The 16,596-nt window shown below is 32.6% G+C and carries 14 protein-coding genes; 5 read left to right on the forward strand and 9 right to left on the reverse strand.

Annotated elements, in window-relative coordinates; genetic code table 11:
• Positions 1-12 precede the first annotated feature (12 nt).
• The 4 genes from ACM55H_RS15205 to ACM55H_RS15220 all read right to left on the reverse strand — a co-directional run bounded on the left by ACM55H_RS15205 (position 13) and on the right by ACM55H_RS15220 (position 4,721).
• Entirely contained in the window at positions 13-687 is a 675-nt protein-coding gene (locus ACM55H_RS15205) for a DNA alkylation repair protein (RefSeq protein ID WP_416837328.1), read from the reverse strand.
• Positions 688-754: 67 nt separating this feature from the next.
• The gene (ggt, locus tag ACM55H_RS15210; protein ID WP_416837329.1) at positions 755-2,440 is read right to left on the reverse strand and encodes a gamma-glutamyltransferase; all 1,686 of its coding nucleotides are present in this window, start codon (positions 2,438-2,440) and stop codon (positions 755-757) included.
• 14 nt (positions 2,441-2,454) lie between these two features.
• On the reverse strand, positions 2,455-4,140 hold the full coding sequence (gene ggt / locus ACM55H_RS15215) for a gamma-glutamyltransferase (RefSeq protein ID WP_416837330.1): 1,686 nt from the start codon (positions 4,138-4,140) through the stop codon (positions 2,455-2,457).
• Positions 4,137-4,721, reverse strand: coding sequence for an acyl carrier protein phosphodiesterase (locus ACM55H_RS15220; RefSeq protein ID WP_416837331.1), 585 nt, complete (start codon positions 4,719-4,721; stop codon positions 4,137-4,139). Before ACM55H_RS15220 ends, ggt (ACM55H_RS15215) begins: the two co-directional genes overlap by 4 nt.
• 101 nt (positions 4,722-4,822) lie before the next feature.
• Between ACM55H_RS15220 and glmM the strand changes: the two genes are divergently transcribed.
• Positions 4,823-6,211 (forward strand): phosphoglucosamine mutase, encoded by a 1,389-nt coding sequence (glmM, locus tag ACM55H_RS15225; RefSeq protein WP_416837332.1) that lies wholly within the window; start codon positions 4,823-4,825, stop codon positions 6,209-6,211.
• Positions 6,212-6,293: 82 nt separating this feature from the next.
• On the opposite strand, the gene ACM55H_RS15230 is transcribed toward glmM, so the two are convergent.
• The 3 genes from ACM55H_RS15230 to ACM55H_RS15240 all read right to left on the reverse strand — a co-directional run bounded on the left by ACM55H_RS15230 (position 6,294) and on the right by ACM55H_RS15240 (position 10,309).
• Complete coding sequence (locus ACM55H_RS15230) at positions 6,294-8,831, reverse strand: TonB-dependent receptor (protein ID WP_416837333.1); 2,538 nt, start codon at positions 8,829-8,831, stop codon at positions 6,294-6,296.
• Positions 8,818-9,732 (reverse strand): FecR family protein, encoded by a 915-nt coding sequence (locus ACM55H_RS15235; protein ID WP_416837334.1) that lies wholly within the window; start codon positions 9,730-9,732, stop codon positions 8,818-8,820. Before ACM55H_RS15235 ends, ACM55H_RS15230 begins: the two co-directional genes overlap by 14 nt.
• Positions 9,733-9,793: 61 nt before the next feature.
• Entirely contained in the window at positions 9,794-10,309 is a 516-nt protein-coding gene (locus tag ACM55H_RS15240; RefSeq protein WP_416837335.1) for an RNA polymerase sigma factor, read from the reverse strand.
• A gap of 258 nt (positions 10,310-10,567) precedes the next feature.
• Here ACM55H_RS15240 and ACM55H_RS15245 point away from each other — a divergent pair, with 258 nt between their 5' ends.
• The 3 genes from ACM55H_RS15245 to ACM55H_RS15255 all read left to right on the forward strand — a co-directional run bounded on the left by ACM55H_RS15245 (position 10,568) and on the right by ACM55H_RS15255 (position 13,078).
• Positions 10,568-11,611, forward strand: coding sequence for a hypothetical protein (locus tag ACM55H_RS15245; protein ID WP_416837336.1), 1,044 nt, complete (start codon positions 10,568-10,570; stop codon positions 11,609-11,611).
• A 91-nt stretch (positions 11,612-11,702) separates the two neighbouring features.
• Positions 11,703-12,473, forward strand: coding sequence for a membrane metalloprotease (locus ACM55H_RS15250; RefSeq protein ID WP_416837337.1), 771 nt, complete (start codon positions 11,703-11,705; stop codon positions 12,471-12,473).
• A 23-nt stretch (positions 12,474-12,496) separates the two neighbouring features.
• Complete coding sequence (locus ACM55H_RS15255) at positions 12,497-13,078, forward strand: porin family protein (RefSeq protein ID WP_416837338.1); 582 nt, start codon at positions 12,497-12,499, stop codon at positions 13,076-13,078.
• Positions 13,079-13,214: 136 nt separating this feature from the next.
• Here the strand turns inward: ACM55H_RS15255 and ACM55H_RS15260 are convergent, their stop codons facing one another.
• The gene (locus tag ACM55H_RS15260) at positions 13,215-13,808 is read right to left on the reverse strand and encodes a hypothetical protein (protein WP_416837339.1); all 594 of its coding nucleotides are present in this window, start codon (positions 13,806-13,808) and stop codon (positions 13,215-13,217) included.
• 210 nt (positions 13,809-14,018) lie between these two features.
• Here ACM55H_RS15260 and ACM55H_RS15265 point away from each other — a divergent pair, with 210 nt between their 5' ends.
• A complete protein-coding gene (locus ACM55H_RS15265) occupies positions 14,019-15,506 on the forward strand; it encodes an aminotransferase class V-fold PLP-dependent enzyme (protein WP_416837408.1) in 1,488 nt (495 codons plus the stop codon).
• A gap of 112 nt (positions 15,507-15,618) precedes the next feature.
• On the opposite strand, the gene ACM55H_RS15270 is transcribed toward ACM55H_RS15265, so the two are convergent.
• Entirely contained in the window at positions 15,619-16,488 is an 870-nt protein-coding gene (locus ACM55H_RS15270; protein ID WP_416837340.1) for a lysophospholipid acyltransferase family protein, read from the reverse strand.
• Positions 16,489-16,596 lie beyond the last annotated feature (108 nt).

The following is a 16,596-nucleotide window of genomic DNA, read 5'->3' on the forward strand; positions in this document are numbered from 1 at the left end:
ACTACTACTATTTTAAGGGTAACAAATATTTTTTAATGCTTCTTTTGTACTTAATGGTTTTAAATTAGCTTCCAGAACAAACTTCTTCACTACTTCGGGATTTGTTTTCGCATATTCCCGTAATGCCCAGCCAATTGCTTTTTGAATAAAAAATTCTTTAGAATGAGCTTGTTTTAAGCATTCGGAGAATAAAAAATCAGCATTCGTTTTTTGTTTGTAATTCAATTGAAATAAAATAGCACTTCGGTTCAACCACATGTTCTCTGACTTTGAAAATCGTTCAATTACATTTTTGGTTTCCAATGGGAATTCCAATAGATATTCTCCTAAAATGTACTTTGCAATCGTATCAACGCTGTCCCACCAAGAGTTATTTAGTATCAGTTTTTCAATCAGTTGAATGTCTTCTTTTTTATAATTTCCTTTGAGCTCTTTTATTAAAATTTCAATCGCACAATAATGAAATTCCCGTTCTTGTTTTGAATATAATGCTACTGCAATTGCTCTTGCGTTTGCAGCAACTTCTTGTTTGTTTTCTTTCCAAATTGCTTTGAAAAGGTGTCTTCGTTCCTCTGTTTTTATTCCAAAAAACGAAAAATTATTCTTCATGTATTTTGCCATCGCAAAAGCATTTTCCGAATTCTCATTTTCTTTAAAAGCGTTTTCTAATGCAAGTATAAAGTTCATAAATAGTAAATTTCAATGGCAAAATTCAATAACAATATCAATTAAAATGCTTAACATAGTCGATAACCTAAAACCCTACCGCTGTATCATCTCCTCTATAATCAGCGCCACCTTCTAGTTTTTTATTTGGTAAAACCAAAATAGCATCAACTTTTCCTATTACTGGCGTCGTTTTTTCATTGATTTTATATCCTTTTGATTTTAAAATATCAAAGGTTTTAGTGTCGAAAGTATTGGGCTCAAAAGTGATTAAATCTGGTAGCCATTGATGGTGAAAACGTGGCGCATTTACCGCTTCCTGCATGCTCAAACTATACTCGTAAACATTCAAAATCGTTTGCAATACTGATGTGATAATCGTTGAACCTCCGGGAGAACCAACCACCATAAATAATTTTCCGTTTTTCTCTACAATTGTGGGAGTCATAGAACTCAACATTCGTTTTTGTGGCGCAATACTGTTGGCTTCATTTCCTACTAATCCAAACATATTCGGTTCACCTGGTTTGGCACTGAAATCATCCATTTCGTTGTTTAGAAAAAAGCCCAATGCATCACAGTAATATTTAGAACCGTAACCCGCATTTAGCGTTGTTGTAGCTGCAATAGCGTTACCAAATTGATCCACAATAGAATAATGTGTAGTTTCAGTACTTTCATTATAATTTACATTTCCTTCCTTTATATCTGATGAAAGAGTGGCTTTATCAAAATTAAAACTAGCCATTCTTTGTTGTAAATAGTCATCATTCATTAATCCCTTAAGTGGGATTTTTACAAAATCAGGATCGCCTAGAAAATAACTTCGGTCGGCATAAGCTCTTCTTTCGGCTTCTACAATAACTTGAATAGATTCGGATGAATTATGTCCCATTTTTGCCAAATCATATGGAGCAATCATTTTAAATATTTGAGCCAAACATATTCCGCCGCTACTAGGAGGAGGCATTGAAATAATTTTTAAATCTTTATAATCAAAAGTGAGTGGTGTTCTCCATTTGGCTTCATATTTAGCCAAATCTTCCATAGTGATTATAGCTCCTTTTTCCTGAAGGTATTGCACTAATATTTTTGCAGTTTCTCCTTTGTAAAATTCATCTCTGCCATTTTTTGAAATCCGCTTTAATGTGGCTGCCAGAGCGGGATATTTAATGGTATCATTTTCTTTAAAAACAGTCGACAGCAGAGAATTTACTCCGTTTATTTTGATTAACTCATTTCGGTATTCGCTGAGACGTTTTTCTTGTTTATTGGTCACAATAACTCCACGTTCTGCTAATTCAATTACGGGTTTCAATATTTCTTCGATAGGCAAGGATCCTAATTTTCTATGTACTTCAAAAACCCCTGCAATAGTTCCGGGTATTCCAATAGCAAGTGCTGTAGTTGTACTTTTTCCTTTAATAACATTTCCTTTTTCATCAAGAAACATGTCTTTTGTAGCTGCCAATGGAGCTTTTTCGCGATAATCCAAAGTTCCGGTTTCACCATTGGCTTTTCGATAGACCATAAAACCGCCACCTCCAATATTTCCTGCATAAGGATAGGATACGGCAAGAGCCAGTTCAGTTGCAACCATCGCATCAAAAGCATTACCGCCTTTTTTCATGATTTCAACTCCAATTTTTGAAGCTTCTTCACGAGCCGATACCACCATTGCTTTATCAGCAACAAGTCCTGTTGGTTGAACTATAACATTTTGGGTTTTACAACCAATAGAAAAGACACTCAATAGAATAATAATTTTTTTCATTCAAATATTTAAATTTAAAACCCAACAGCTTTGTTATCACCTCTTTTATCTGCGCCACCTTCCAATTTTCCATTTGGTAATACTAAAACGGCATCAACTTCGCCAATGATTTCTTTGTTTTTTTCATTGATGATATATCCTTTTTTCTTTAAATTATTCAGTAATTCTTTATCGAAGGAATTAGGTTCAAAAGTAATTTCATCAGGCAACCATTGATGATGGAAACGGGGTGCATTTACAGCATCCTGCATGCTTAAGCCAAATTCATAGACATTCAATATGGTCTGTAAAACGGAAGTGATAATGGTGGAACCTCCCGGAGTTCCTACAACCATGAAAAGTTTACCGTCTTTCTCAACAATTGTTGGTGACATGGAACTTAACATTCTTTTCTCGGGAGCGATGCTGTTGGCTTCAGTTCCAGTCAATCCGTATAAATTTGGAACTCCCGGTTTAGCACTGAAATCATCCATTTGATTATTCAAAAAGAAACCCAATTCATCACAATATATTTTAGAACCATAATTATCATTTAAAGTAGTCGTTGCTGAAACGGCATTTCCGGCTGCATCGACAATAGAATAATGAGTAGTTTGTTTGCTTTCATACCCTTTGATTTCCCCATTTGCAATATCGGAGGATTTTGATGCTTTGTCGAATGAAAAATCACTCATTCTGCTCTTTAAATAAGTTGGGTCGACTAATTCTTTCATTGGAAGTTTTACAAAATCAGGATCTCCCAAGAAATAATTCCTGTCGGCATACGCTCTTCGTTCTGCTTCTGTAATTACTTGAATCGTTTTTACGCTGTTGTGCCCCATTTGTGAGAGGTTGAAAGGCTCAATCATTTTCATGATTTGATTCAAACAAATTCCGCCACTGCTAGGGGGAGACATAGAGGTTATTTTTAAATTTTTATATTGAAATGTAATTGGAGTTCTCCATTTAGCTTGGTATTTTTTCAAATCTTCCATAGTTACATTGCCGCCTTTTTTATCAAGAAAAGAAACTAGTTTTTGAGCTGTTTCTCCATTGTAAAATTCATCACGACCATTTACAGCAATTCGTCTTAATGTGGCTGCCAATGCTGGATATTTTATGGTATCATTTTCCTTGTATTTTTTCGAAAATAAACTGTTTGGACCGTTACTTTTTACAAATGAATCTCTATAATACGATAAACTTTCGGCTTGAAATTTTGTGATTATAACACCTCTTTCTGCCAAGGCAATTACAGGTTTCAGGATTTCACTTATGGGTAATGAACCATATTTTTTGTGTACTTCGAATATTCCTGCAATCGTACCTGGAATTCCAGAAGCCAAAGCTGTTTCTCTACTTTTGCCTGCTATTACATTTTCTTTTTCATCAAGAAACATGTCTTTAGTTGCAGCCAAAGGTGCTTTTTCTCTATAATCTATAGCTCCTGTTTCGCCATTGGCTTTTCTAAAAACCATAAATCCACCACCGCCAATATTTCCTGCCTGAGGATGTGAAACTGCCAAAGCAAGTTCAGTTGCTACCATAGCGTCAAAAGCGTTTCCACCTTTTTTCATGATTTCAACTCCAATTTGCGAAGCTTCTTCACGCGCCGAAACTACCATGGCTTTTGAAGTCACTAAACCAGTTGGTTCAACAGTTTTTTCATTCGATTTGCATCCTAAAACAGCAAAAGCAAGCAGAAAGATTATTTTTTTCATAAGGTCATTATTTTATCATTCGAAAATAGTATTAATTCTTTAAAAAAATCGGTAAACTCGGCTTCAAATTCCGAATAAAATTCTGAAAGTTCATTTGTGGCAAATCTCATTTTAGATTCGTTTTTAGTACGATAATCCATTTGCGTCAAAATTTGATTAATTCCTTCAATAGTTTGATAACTGACTAACCAATTCTGTTTTATCATATAAGGCATCATTCCTTTAGTCCTTTCGGAAAGAAGAGCAGTATTATCCTGTAAAGATTGATAAAATCGATCTACAAATTCTTCTAATTTCTCATCAGAATAAGTGTTCCAGTTTTTAGCCAAAAAATGATCATAAAAAACATCAACAATTACACCCGCATAATGATGGTATTTTTCATGCAGTTTTTTGGTGCTTTGTCTAAAAATGGGATGTGCATCGGTAAAAGTGTCAATGGCACGGTGCAAAATGATTCCTTTTTGAATTTCTAATGGATAACTTTCAAAATGTTTTCCACGGATACCATCAGCCATGAAATTACCAATTTTGATTAAATCATTGTCACCGGAAAGATAGATGTGGGCTAGGAAATTCATTCGCCTAATTTATGAATTATAAATGACTTTTGTAAACCGTCAATTATTATATTTGTGAGCAATTTAAAAATTAATATCCAAAAATTCATAAAAATAGAAATATGACTTTAATAAAATCAATATCAGGAATTCGTGGGACAATAGGAGGTAAAGTGGGGGATAATCTTACGCCGGTTGATGCGGTTAAATTTGCTTCGGCGTACGGAACTTGGTTGAAAAAATATATAGGAAAAGAAAAAATAACTGTTGTTGTAGGTCGTGACGCCCGTATTTCGGGACCTATGATTCACAATTTGGTGGTAAATACTTTAATTGGTTTAGGAATTGACGTGATTGATTTAGGTCTTTCGACAACGCCAACCGTTGAAGTGGCTGTTCCGTTAGAAAAAGCGGAAGGTGGAATTATTCTTACTGCTTCTCACAATCCAAAACAATGGAACGCATTAAAATTATTGAACGAGAAAGGAGAATTCCTGAATGGTGAAGAAGGGCTAAAAATTCTTGAAATTGCTGATGCGGAAGCTTTCGATTTTTCGGATGTGGACGATTTAGGCGCTATTATGATTAACGATGCTTATATGGATATTCATATTGATGAAGTATTGAATTTGCCTTTAGTAGATATTGATGCAGTAAAAGCAGCTAAATTTAAAGTGGTAGTTGATGGTGTAAATTCTTCGGGAGGAATTATTATTCCTAGATTATTGGAATTAATGGGTGTTGAAGTAGTTAAATTATATTGTGAACCGAATGGTCATTTTCCTCATAATCCTGAACCCTTAAAAGAACATTTGACTGATATTTCAGAATTGGTAGTAAAAGAAAAAGCTGATTTAGGAATCGTGGTTGATCCTGATGTTGATCGTTTGGCATTTATTTGTGAAGACGGTGAAATGTTTGGCGAAGAATACACTTTGGTGGCTTGCGCCGATTATGTATTGAGTAAAACACCAGGAAACACCGTTTCGAATATGTCGTCTTCCCGTGCATTGCGTGATGTGACTAACTTGCATAACGGAAGTTACGAAGCGAGTGCCGTAGGTGAAGTGAATGTAGTGGAGCTAATGAAGAAGAACAATGCTGTAATAGGTGGTGAAGGAAACGGGGGAATCATTTATCCAGAACTGCATTACGGTCGTGATAGTTTGGTGGGAGTGGCACTTTTTTTAACGCATTTGGCTAACAAAAAAATGACAGTTTCTGCTTTGCGTGCTTCATATCCTGAATATTATATGAGCAAAAACAAGATTGAATTGACACCACAAATTGATGTTGATGCGATTCTTGTTGCCATGACAGAAAAATACAAAAATGAAGATATTACCACTATTGATGGTGTAAAAATTGATTTTGCCGAAAACTGGGTTCATCTTAGAAAATCGAATACGGAGCCAATTATTCGTATTTATACCGAAGCGGCTTCACAAGAAAAAGCAGATACTTTGGCATTACGAATCATTGATGAGATAAAAGCAATAGCTGGAATATAAAATAGTTCTTAATATAATAAAACCCTTTCAGAGTGAGTACTTCGAAAGGGTTTTATGTTTTATTATACGGTATAAAATGGAATTAAAAATTCACTCTAAAACTTATATTTGGCGTTAAGCCTAATGATTTGTTATTTACTTGAACAGCATCATTAGAGTCATTTGGATTGACTTTATAATACCTATTGATAACATTATCTTGATTGGTAGCATTAATTACACCCACAGTAAACGAAGCTTTAATAAATTGAGACAGGTAGAAATTATAATTTAAGGAAGCGTCTAAACGCATGAAATCAGCTAGATTTTCACTATTTGGAGAATCATAATTTACCATTGTAGTATTTCCCTTTTGGATGGTTTCTTTACCTTCAATTGGTTTTGTATAAGGCTGACCATTTCTCCAAATACCGCCAACTGCTATTTTTAGATTTTTAAATATATTGTAATAGAAACCTAAAGATACAGAATGCCTTATATCTACATTATTAGGGAAAGTTGATGGTGTAAAAGTATCAAATTGATAGTCGTTTTTACTAAAAGTGTAACTTACCCAAACGCTATATTGATAAGCTGTTTTATTGGCTAAAAATTCCAAACCTTTTGCAGAGTAACTTCCATTCGCATTATTAAACTGAAAACTGTTATAAAAACCTTGATTGGAAGCAGTAATGCCGTCAACAATTTTATAAAAACCCGTAGCCTCAATATTCAGTTTGTTTTGATTGAATTCCACACCAAAAGAACCTTGTTTACTCGTCGCAATCGGTATGTCTTTGTCTGTTACTAAAACCCAACGTCTTTTTTCTACACCTAAGAAATCATCTTCAAAATCTACGATTTGAGTAGTAGATTGATTTTTGAATTCCCCTTCTAATTTTAAAGCAAATTGATTTGATAATTTCTGTCTGATGTTTATTCTTGGCTCGACCAAAAGCTTTTCAAATTTTTGAAAATAATTCAAACGCAATCCAATTCTCAAATAGGTATTGTTTTTATTGTATTCCACCTCAGAAAATAGGGCGTGATTCAACAGAACATCTTTTTTAGTGCTAGAGTAAAACGGAGCACTAACGGTGGTTTGATTTAACATCCCCGTTTCATTGAATTGGTACCCAAACAAGAAATTTAAGTTATCATTTGTTTTATAATAGGTATTTAATTTCACTCCTGTTTCCAGAACTTCATTGGCTTCGGTTAAACGCTGGTCTGTTTCCACTCTGTAATCGGTAGCGTCAATATTGTATCTGGAAAAGTAAGTAATTAGGTTTGTGCTTAATTTTTGACTCCATTGTCCTTTCCAGTTTCCTCCATAGCCAATATTTTTCTGGGATAAATTACTAGCTTTAGATTCGGTTTCGTTTGAGTTTGTAATACGGCGTTCCGAATAATCCAAAGCGTTATTGATACCAATAATGTTGGCTCTAAATTGATGTTTTTCATTTAAATCAAAAAGTAATTTAGCCGTGTAATCATAGAAGTAAAAATCAGAAGAAGTATCCTTTTGGTTACTATCCGTATTGATTTCAGTGTCTTGAAAACTTCGTTCAAAATATTTAGTATACGTTGGAGATTTAAACAAATCGGTAATGGAACGACGTCCTGAAATATGTAACTCTAATTTTTTAGTTATTGGAATTTCTAAAAAGGCATCAGCACTTATTAAATTAATTCCTCCGCCACCAGAAAATACAGTTGTAACATCGTCTTTGGTTTGCATATTTATAGTACTGGAAACGCCATCGCTGTATTCAGCACTTGTTCCGTTTTTACTAACGATTACTTTATTGGTAAGATTCGGGTTGTAAGCAGATATTAATCCAAAGAAATGACCGGAATGATACATTTTGATATTATCCCAAAGTACTAAATTTTGATCGTTAGTTCCGCCACGCACATTAATATTGGCAATACTTTCATTCGTACTTTCAACCCCGGGAAGTACTTGAATGGATTGCAAAATGTCGGGTTCTATTTGTCCGGGAAGAATACCAAATTTTTTAGTGTTTAAAACAGTGCTTCCATCTAAATATTTTTGTAATCCGGGCGTTAAATAGACATTTATCAAAACCTGATTCAATTCTTCACTTTTTGTGGAAAGAATAATTTCTTTGCAATTATTTTGTGCTGAAAACAACTCCTTTGCTGTCAATTGTCTAGATTCAAAACCTAAATAGGAAATAGTTAGTGTTGCATTTATTGGAATATTCGGTAAATTAAATTTACCATTTTCATTTGTAATTACACTTCTTCCAATGTCATTTACAACTACTGAAGCACCAATAAGAGGAGATTTTTTTTCGTTAGATAAAACAATGCCACAAATGGATATTGTTTTGTTTATCACCGAAATGGTAACATATCGATTGTCTAAAGCTTTGAAATTTAAAAGTGTTTTCGAGTTTAGATACGCTATTGTTTCTTGTAATGTAAATGAAGGATTCGGTTTTTCAATTGCAATAGCGGCTATATCTTCAACAGCATACGAAAACTTAACATCAAATTGTTTTTCGATGGAAACAATAACCTCAGTTAGAGCTGTTTTTTTAGCTGTATTTTGTCCATAACAAATACTTCCAATGCAAAGTAGCAGATAAACCAGCCATTTATTTAACATCATAATTGTAAAATATAACGGTTTTGCCTTCAATCCTGTAACTTAATTTTAGCGGAATGGTAACTGCTTGAAGTGCTATTTTTTTGTCAGTATGTGTAAAACTTCCCGTAAACAGTTTTGAAGTATCCACACCTTCCGCTTTAATTTTCATATCGTATTGACGCTCCAATTCTGCAATAACCTGATTTAATGGAATCTTATTAAAACTTGATTCTTGTTGAATCCACGAAGGATTTTGGGCATTAAAATCTTCAACATTTTCAATAGAGCCATTTATAACTCGGAATGTTTTACCAGGAGGCAATTTAACGGTTTTATTATTGTAAGTCACACTTACTAATCCTTCATAGCAATTTACTTCAAAATAGTTTTTGCGTTCTTTTACATTAAAATGTGTGCCTAAAACTTTTACTACTCCAACCTTTGTATTTACACTAAAAGTTTGACCTTTTTGTACCTTAAAATAAGCTTCTCCTTCTAACGTTAAAGCTCTTTTATCCGCCCATTTTTTTTCATTAAAAGTCAATTTTGAAGCGGAGTTTAAGATCACTTCAGAATTATCAGGTAGCGTAACCGTTTTGGTTTGTGCTATTTGAGTTTCGAAAGATTTTGTGTTATTAAAAAACAAAAAATAAGCAGAGGTTAACATAATAACAAGAACAGCGGCTACTCTATAGAATGTTTTGAAATTTAAAGTTCTAACTTTTGTTTTCTTTTTAGAATGGTTTCGATCCTTAAAAGCTTCCAAAGCAGCGTGGGCATCTACTTTTGGAGCTTCCAATTGTGATGCATAATGAGCAATCTTTTCAAGTGTATCAAAATCTTCAGATTGTTTTAAATCTTCAATTTCTTGGCTTGAAAGCTCATTATTCAACCATTTTAATATCTCTTTTTCATTTTTCATTTTATATCTCTATGTTTATAAGACAACTAAGGTTTAAATTACCCTACAGCTAAATGACTAATTATATATTTTCTATTTGGGCTCTTAATAGTTGTAGTGCACCAGACATTCTTTTTTCTACGGTTTTTTGAGAAATATCGAGTAACTCAGCTATTTCTCTGTACTTTTTCCCGTCTATTCGATTCAGTAAAAATACTTCGCGCTGTGCTTCACTTAATGATGCAATAGCTTTTGTGAGTTTAAGTTTGAATTCTTCTTCTTCGAATAAATATTCGGGACTTTGATTATTAGTATCTAAATTAGGCGCATCTTTGGCGTACCTCAATACCACTTTTTGATGCTTTATGTTATTTAGAAATAAATTATTAATGCTGGTAAACAAGTACGTTTTGACTTTACTAAAGTCAATTTTAGAACAATTCTCCCAAATTTTGGCAAACGCATCTTGCGCTAAATCTAATGCAGTTTCATCATCACCACATTTGTAATACGCAAAATTATTTGCAGATTGCACGTGCTTTAGGTAAAAATCCCTAAAGTGATTTTCGTCACAAAGTGTACTGTTTTCGTCGCTCATTGAGTATTAATTCATTTTTTGTAGGTTGTAAATGTAAATTATTTTTTCAAAAAGCAGTTGCCTTAATTATTATTGCTTTTTTATTAAAAATATTAAAAATTTAATTCACTTATTGTCAATGTTTTATAAAAAAATTTATAAAATTTTATATTTTTTTTAAAATTTTGGTAGGGTAAAAATAAGCGTAGTTGTCTTACTAATAGAAAGGCGCTAAAAAACATCGCTTGTAAATATAAAAATACATTAAATTTGAAAATTATGAAAAAATTAAAAATTGTTACAGGAATTGCATTGATGGCTATCTTAGGTTTTACATCATGTCAAAGTGAAATTAATGACGTACAAGGAGAAAATCCAAATACAAATTCGGCTAATTCAACTACAACAAGTAATCTAAAACGTACTTCGATGTACGATGGTTCTTTTGATGATTTCTTGGATGGAGCATCATGTTCTTCTATTTTATTGCCAGCTACCGCTAAAATAAATGGTGTTCAGGTTTCTATTTTAAGTCAATTAGACTATCAACAAGTTATTTCTATTTTTGGACAATCTAATAATGACCAAGATACAGTTGTATTTCAATTTCCTTTAAGAGTTAGATTAAGTAATTATACAGAGGCCACCGTTAATAATCAAACTGAGTATAATACTATTCTTAATGCATGTACATCTGCGGAAGCTTCTGGTCAAGATGCTATTTCTTCTGTAAATATTAGCTTCCCAATTACAATTTTAACGTATAATTTAAGTTTACAACAAACTGGAAGTGTTGTCATCACATCCGAACAACAATTATATACGTATATGTCTAATGTAAGCAGTACGGAATTATTTTCAGTAAACTATCCAATTTCAGTGACAATTGCTGATGGAACGAAATCAACTGTTTCAAGTGATGCTGAATTGCAATCAGCTATTACTGCATCTCTAAAGACAGAAGCAACGATGAAAGCAGCAGTTGAAAATTCAAAAAAATTAGAAACGATTTTAGTTAATGGAAAGTTTAAAGTAGATTCATTTATTAGTGCAGGAGTTAACTCGGCAACAAATTATAAAGATTTCACGGTAGATTACGCAAATAATTTATCAGTAACTGCCATAAATCTATTGGGTACAACTGTGAGTGGCACTTATGCGGTAAGTTCAGAATTAGATGTTTTCCTAAAACTAAATTTTTCAGGAAATGCTACGTTTGCTTTATTGAATAATAATTGGAAAGTAACAAGTTTTACTGCTACAACAATATCATTGCAAAGTACTACTAATGCAGCAGTAACATTAGTATTAAAACAAATATAGGCTATATTTCAGTTGGAACTTTTTTAAAGAACAGCTTCTGAACTTAATGTAGCTGTTCTTTAAAAATAATCATATAATACAAAAGAGAATAATGAAAAAAGTAATTGTAATTCTAACAATCGGTTTAGTACTATTTGTGTCTTGTTCAAAAGATGATGCTCTTGATGCGAGTGAAACTATAAATCCTGTTACTAATAAACAAACAACCGGAAGTTCTTCGAATGATTTATTATCGGATAAAAAGTTTGCCAGCATGGTTGTAGAAGTAGTTTATGTTCAGGGCTTTGAACCATCAACAACTGCGATTAATAATTTTGTGTCTTTTCTTAATGCCAGAACTTATAAACCAAACGGAATAAGTATTGTAAAAAGGGCTATTCCTTCAACTGGTAAAGCAACTTTTACCGACAAGGAAATTGTAGCAATTGAAGATGCTAACCGAACAAAATTCAATACATCAAATCAAATTGCAGTTTGGTTGTTTTTTACAGATGGGAAATCCATTAATGATACCAGTACATCCGTTATTTTAGGTACAGCTTATAGAAATACTTCTTTAGTTATTTATGAGCAAACAGTTCAAGGTTTGAGCGACAGTCCATTTGAGCCTAATAGAAGTTTATTAGAAACTACAGTAATTAGCCATGAGTTTGGACATATTTTAGGGCTTACTAATTTAGGAGCACCTTTACAAAGTAACCATGAAGATACTTCACATCCAAAACATTGTAATGTAGAAAGTTGCTTGATGTATTGGTCTTCCGAAACTGGCCATGGTATTGCTAATATGGTTTCTGGTGGTTCAGCTCCACAACTGGATGCACAATGTCTTGCAGATCTTCGTGCCAATGGAGGAAAATAATTTAATGAAAAATTAGAAAATTTATGAAAAAGCAGAATTTGACAATAGCTTTATTTTTGGGAATTGTATTCTCAATAAACGCACAAATGAAAACAATGCATAAATCGAATGCCGGTATAAAAGGAGGATATAATTTAGCTGCGGTAAGTTTTGATGGAGATGGAGAAACAGAACAACGTCATAGCTTTCACGTAGGTATTTATGGAGAGGAGTTTATAAGTGAAAGCTTTTCTATCCAACCTGAATTGTTGTATTCTCAACAAGGATATGTAATTACAAATAGCAGTGGGACTTTTACCCAAAAACTCAATTATATCAATTTACCGCTAATGCTGAAAGCCTATCCTTCTCAAAACTTCTTTTTAGAAGCAGGACCACAAATAGGATTAGCTGTTTCGCATAAAGAAGAATATGATGGTCTTTTTAGCAGTTCACAACAGTACGATCCTAATAGTTTTGATTGGGGAGTTAATTTTGGAGGAGGTTTTAAAACGGATTCTGGAGTAAGTTTAGGTGTACGTTACCATTTAGGTTTAGGAGATTTATATGATGACGGGAAAGCAAAAAACAGAGTTTGGCAATTTTCAGTAGGTTTTGATTTATAGACTTAAAAACAATAAACTTAAAAATATCAATTGTAAATCTGCTATTTTAAATCAAGAACCCTTTCAGAGTGAAATACTTCGAAAGGGTTTTGTTTGTTTTTTGTTAAAATTAATTAGATAAAAACTGGCTGTTATTTTATAGTTCGGATTCTGTTTTAGGAATGTGTTTCATTTTCTCTAAATAGAATTCGATGTTAATTTTTAATTTATTGATACGGGAATAATTATTTCCATTAAAAATGATGTAAAGTACGGTAAGAGCAGTAATTATGTAAATAACCACACCAGATGTTTCAAAAAGATTAAAGGATATTATAGTGATAATGATACAAAATAATAGTCCAAATATTTTTAATGAATTTTCAGGATTTGATTGGGTAGTATTATTTTCAATAATTTCAGGTAACTGGTTTAATAATGAATCAATATCGGGTTCGCAAATTTCATTTTTTTTCAAATCGGCAATCAGCTCTTCAACAGTTTTTATTTTCTTGTTTTTAGAATAGAGGTAAGGGAATATCTCATTGATAAAATTTTGATTTCTTAAATCTTGAATATTTCCAATCAACATTTTAACTTCATTGGGTAAATCCTTTCTTATAGCAATTTCTTTTTTTAAAGCACTGAAAGTTGGTGTCGTTAATGAGTCTACATTGTTATGAATATATTGAGTTAATTCGTCCTCTGATAAATGATGTAATTTTTCTTCTAATACACTGTTATCATTCATGATTTTTGTGGTATTTATTGATGAATATTGTATTGATTTCTATTTCTTTTACAAAAGTATTTCCTTTGTTTATTATTACTTTACGGGAAACCTCATTGACAATAAAAATTATTCTGAAATCTTTAAAAAATAGCCTAAACTCAGAAATAACAAACCTTCAAATTATAAATTCAATAAAATAATAATATCTTTGATTCAAATTAAATAATGATGATCACTATCGAAAAGCCAACTCAGTTAGAACTTTATTTCCAACAGTTTCGTGAGAATATAATTGGAATTAATCAAGAGTTTGAATCACCTTACGGACAAAAACAAATTATCTATACGGATTGGACAGCGAGTGGTCGTTTGTATCGTCCCATTGAAGAGAAATTGATGAATGAGTTTGGTCCTTTTGTAGCCAATACCCATACTGAAACTACAGTTTCGGGAACTGCTATGACCAAAGCCTATCATCAGGCTAGACATATTATAAAACATCATGTGCATGCTAATAATGATGATGTTTTAATCACTGACGGAACGGGAATGACAGGTGTTGTCAATAAGTTTCAACGTATTTTGGGTTTGAAAGTACCAGAAAATTTGAAGGATTTTATTACTATTCCTGTCGAAAAGAGACCTGTTGTTTTTATTTCGCACATGGAACACCATTCCAATCAAACGTCTTGGTTAGAAACTATTGCTGATGTTGAAGTAATTCCATCCACTGAAGATGGATTATTTAGTATAAAAAATCTCGAAGTTTTATTAGAAAAATACAAAGAGAGAAGTTTTAAAATTGCTTCAATCACGTCTTGTTCGAATGTTACAGGAATTAGGACACCTTATCATGAAGCCGCAAAGTTAATGCATCAACACAACGGACTTTGTTTTGTCGATTTTGCCTGTTCAGGGCCTTATGTAAAAATAGACATGCATCCTGAAGATCCAGAAAGTTATTTGGATGCAATTTTCTTTTCACCTCATAAATTTCTTGGAGGACCGGGAACTTCGGGTGTTTTGGTTTTTAATAAAAAATTATATCAAAATTTAGTTCCGGATTGTCCAGGCGGAGGAACGGTAAGTTGGACTAACCCTTGGGGTGAACACAAATATATTGATAATATTGAAGATAGGGAAGATGGTGGAACCCCAGGATTTCTTCAGGTAATAAAAACGGCTTTGGCTATTCAGTTAAAGGAGAAAATGGGAATTGAAAACATTTTGAAAAGAGAACATGAAATCGTTGATTTTGTTTTTGAATCTCTTGGAAATATATCAAATATTAAAATTCTTGCCGGTCAGCATCGAGATAGGTTAGGAGTAATCTCCTTCTTTGTAGAAGATTTGCACTTTAATTTGGGAGTGAAATTATTGAATGATAAATTCGGAATTCAAACTCGTGGCGGTTGTAGTTGCGCGGGGACTTATGGTCATTTCCTATTGCACGTAGATCAGGAAACTTCCCATAAACTCATTGATGAAATTACCTTGGGTGATTTAATTAGAAAACCGGGTTGGATTAGAATGTCGATTCATCCTACAACCACTAATGCCGAAATTGAATTTGTTTGTAATGGAGTTAAAGCATTGGCTGAAAACCATAAAATTTGGGCTTTAGACTATAATTACAATTCAACTACAAATGAGTTTGTACACAAACAAGCACAGTCTTTAGAAGATGAATTGGTAAAAAATTGGTTTTCTTTATAAGGAACTAAAGAGTCAGTAAATAAAAAATCATTTATTCTGCAACAAATCTATTATTGCAGAATAAGTGATTTTTTATTTTTTTTAACTGAAAACTGAAAATTGCGACTGACCACTACCTTCTGTGTTTCCATCTTTTATGTGTCCAAAAATAATATTCAGGAGCTTCAAGGATTTGCTTTTCGACTTCTTGAATAAAAGTATGAGTAATCCCAAAATCCGGAATTGATTTAGGATCATCAGTAATAGGAATCAATGTTGCTTGATAATAGCCTCTTTTTATTTTTTTTACTTTTGCAAAAACTACATTCAAATCATATTTCTTGGCTAACATTTCGGCCCCTGTGTGAACGGGAACTTCAATACCCATGAAAGAGTCCCAATGAAATATTCTATCGGCTTTTGGGGATTGATCACTGGCTAAACCATATACAGAAAGAATATTTTCTCTTTGGTTTTGTGCAATCAATGGAATAGTTTTATTGGTGACAACTAATTGTGTATTGTATTTTGATCGAATATCTCTAATGAGTTTGTCAAAGTATTTATTATTTATTTTTTTGTAAACGCCTACACCTTGGTATGTTATTTTTTGGTTAAGAGTAATCAACCATTCCCAGCTCGCATAATGAGAAGCCAAAAGCATTATGCTTTTTCCTTTCTTTTCATATTCTTTAATTACTTCGAGATTTGTTATTGTAAATCTCTTGTTCATTTCTTCAGATGAAATGGTCATGGTTTTAATCATTTCCAAAAACATATCACATAAATGTTGATAGGATTTTTTCTCTATAATAAGACGTTCTTCATCGCTAAGATGAGGTAGTGCCATCGCTAGATTTGCTCTTACTGTCTTTTTTCGGTAGCCAATGATGTAATAAACTAAAAAATAAATAGCATCAGATAATAAATAGAAAATTCGAAAAGGAAGAATAGAAACAATCCAAAGAAAAGGATACGCTATAATAAAAATAAGAAATTGCATGCAGTAATTTTTTTTGCAAATATAATGCAAAAATGAACATCCGTATAAATTTTGATTAGTAACTGTATGGCTATTTGAGAATGACTATATTTACGATTCACAATAAAC

Source organism: Flavobacterium cryoconiti, from assembly GCF_048158645.1.
Lineage (GTDB): Bacteria > Bacteroidota > Bacteroidia > Flavobacteriales > Flavobacteriaceae > Flavobacterium > Flavobacterium cryoconiti.

Excerpts from the sequence above, each read along its gene's own strand:
- ACM55H_RS15230 (WP_416837333.1), bottom strand. The coding sequence starts at position 8,831 with ATGATGTTAAATAAATGGCTGGTTTATCTGCTACTTTGCATTGGAAGT.
- glmM (WP_416837332.1), top strand. The coding sequence starts at position 4,823 with ATGACTTTAATAAAATCAATATCAGGAATTCGTGGGACAATAGGAGGT.
- ACM55H_RS15270 (WP_416837340.1), bottom strand. The coding sequence starts at position 16,488 with ATGCAATTTCTTATTTTTATTATAGCGTATCCTTTTCTTTGGATTGTT.
- ACM55H_RS15205 (WP_416837328.1), bottom strand. The coding sequence starts at position 687 with ATGAACTTTATACTTGCATTAGAAAACGCTTTTAAAGAAAATGAGAAT.
- ACM55H_RS15260 (WP_416837339.1), bottom strand. The coding sequence starts at position 13,808 with ATGAATGATAACAGTGTATTAGAAGAAAAATTACATCATTTATCAGAG.
- ACM55H_RS15255 (WP_416837338.1), top strand. The coding sequence starts at position 12,497 with ATGAAAAAGCAGAATTTGACAATAGCTTTATTTTTGGGAATTGTATTC.
- ACM55H_RS15245 (WP_416837336.1), top strand. The coding sequence starts at position 10,568 with ATGAAAAAATTAAAAATTGTTACAGGAATTGCATTGATGGCTATCTTA.
- ACM55H_RS15250 (WP_416837337.1), top strand. The coding sequence starts at position 11,703 with ATGAAAAAAGTAATTGTAATTCTAACAATCGGTTTAGTACTATTTGTG.
- ggt (WP_416837329.1), bottom strand. The coding sequence starts at position 2,440 with ATGAAAAAAATTATTATTCTATTGAGTGTCTTTTCTATTGGTTGTAAA.
- ACM55H_RS15240 (WP_416837335.1), bottom strand. The coding sequence starts at position 10,309 with ATGAGCGACGAAAACAGTACACTTTGTGACGAAAATCACTTTAGGGAT.
- ACM55H_RS15220 (WP_416837331.1), bottom strand. The coding sequence starts at position 4,721 with ATGAATTTCCTAGCCCACATCTATCTTTCCGGTGACAATGATTTAATC.
- ggt (WP_416837330.1), bottom strand. The coding sequence starts at position 4,140 with ATGAAAAAAATAATCTTTCTGCTTGCTTTTGCTGTTTTAGGATGCAAA.
- ACM55H_RS15235 (WP_416837334.1), bottom strand. The coding sequence starts at position 9,732 with ATGAAAAATGAAAAAGAGATATTAAAATGGTTGAATAATGAGCTTTCA.
- ACM55H_RS15265 (WP_416837408.1), top strand. The coding sequence starts at position 14,019 with ATGATCACTATCGAAAAGCCAACTCAGTTAGAACTTTATTTCCAACAG.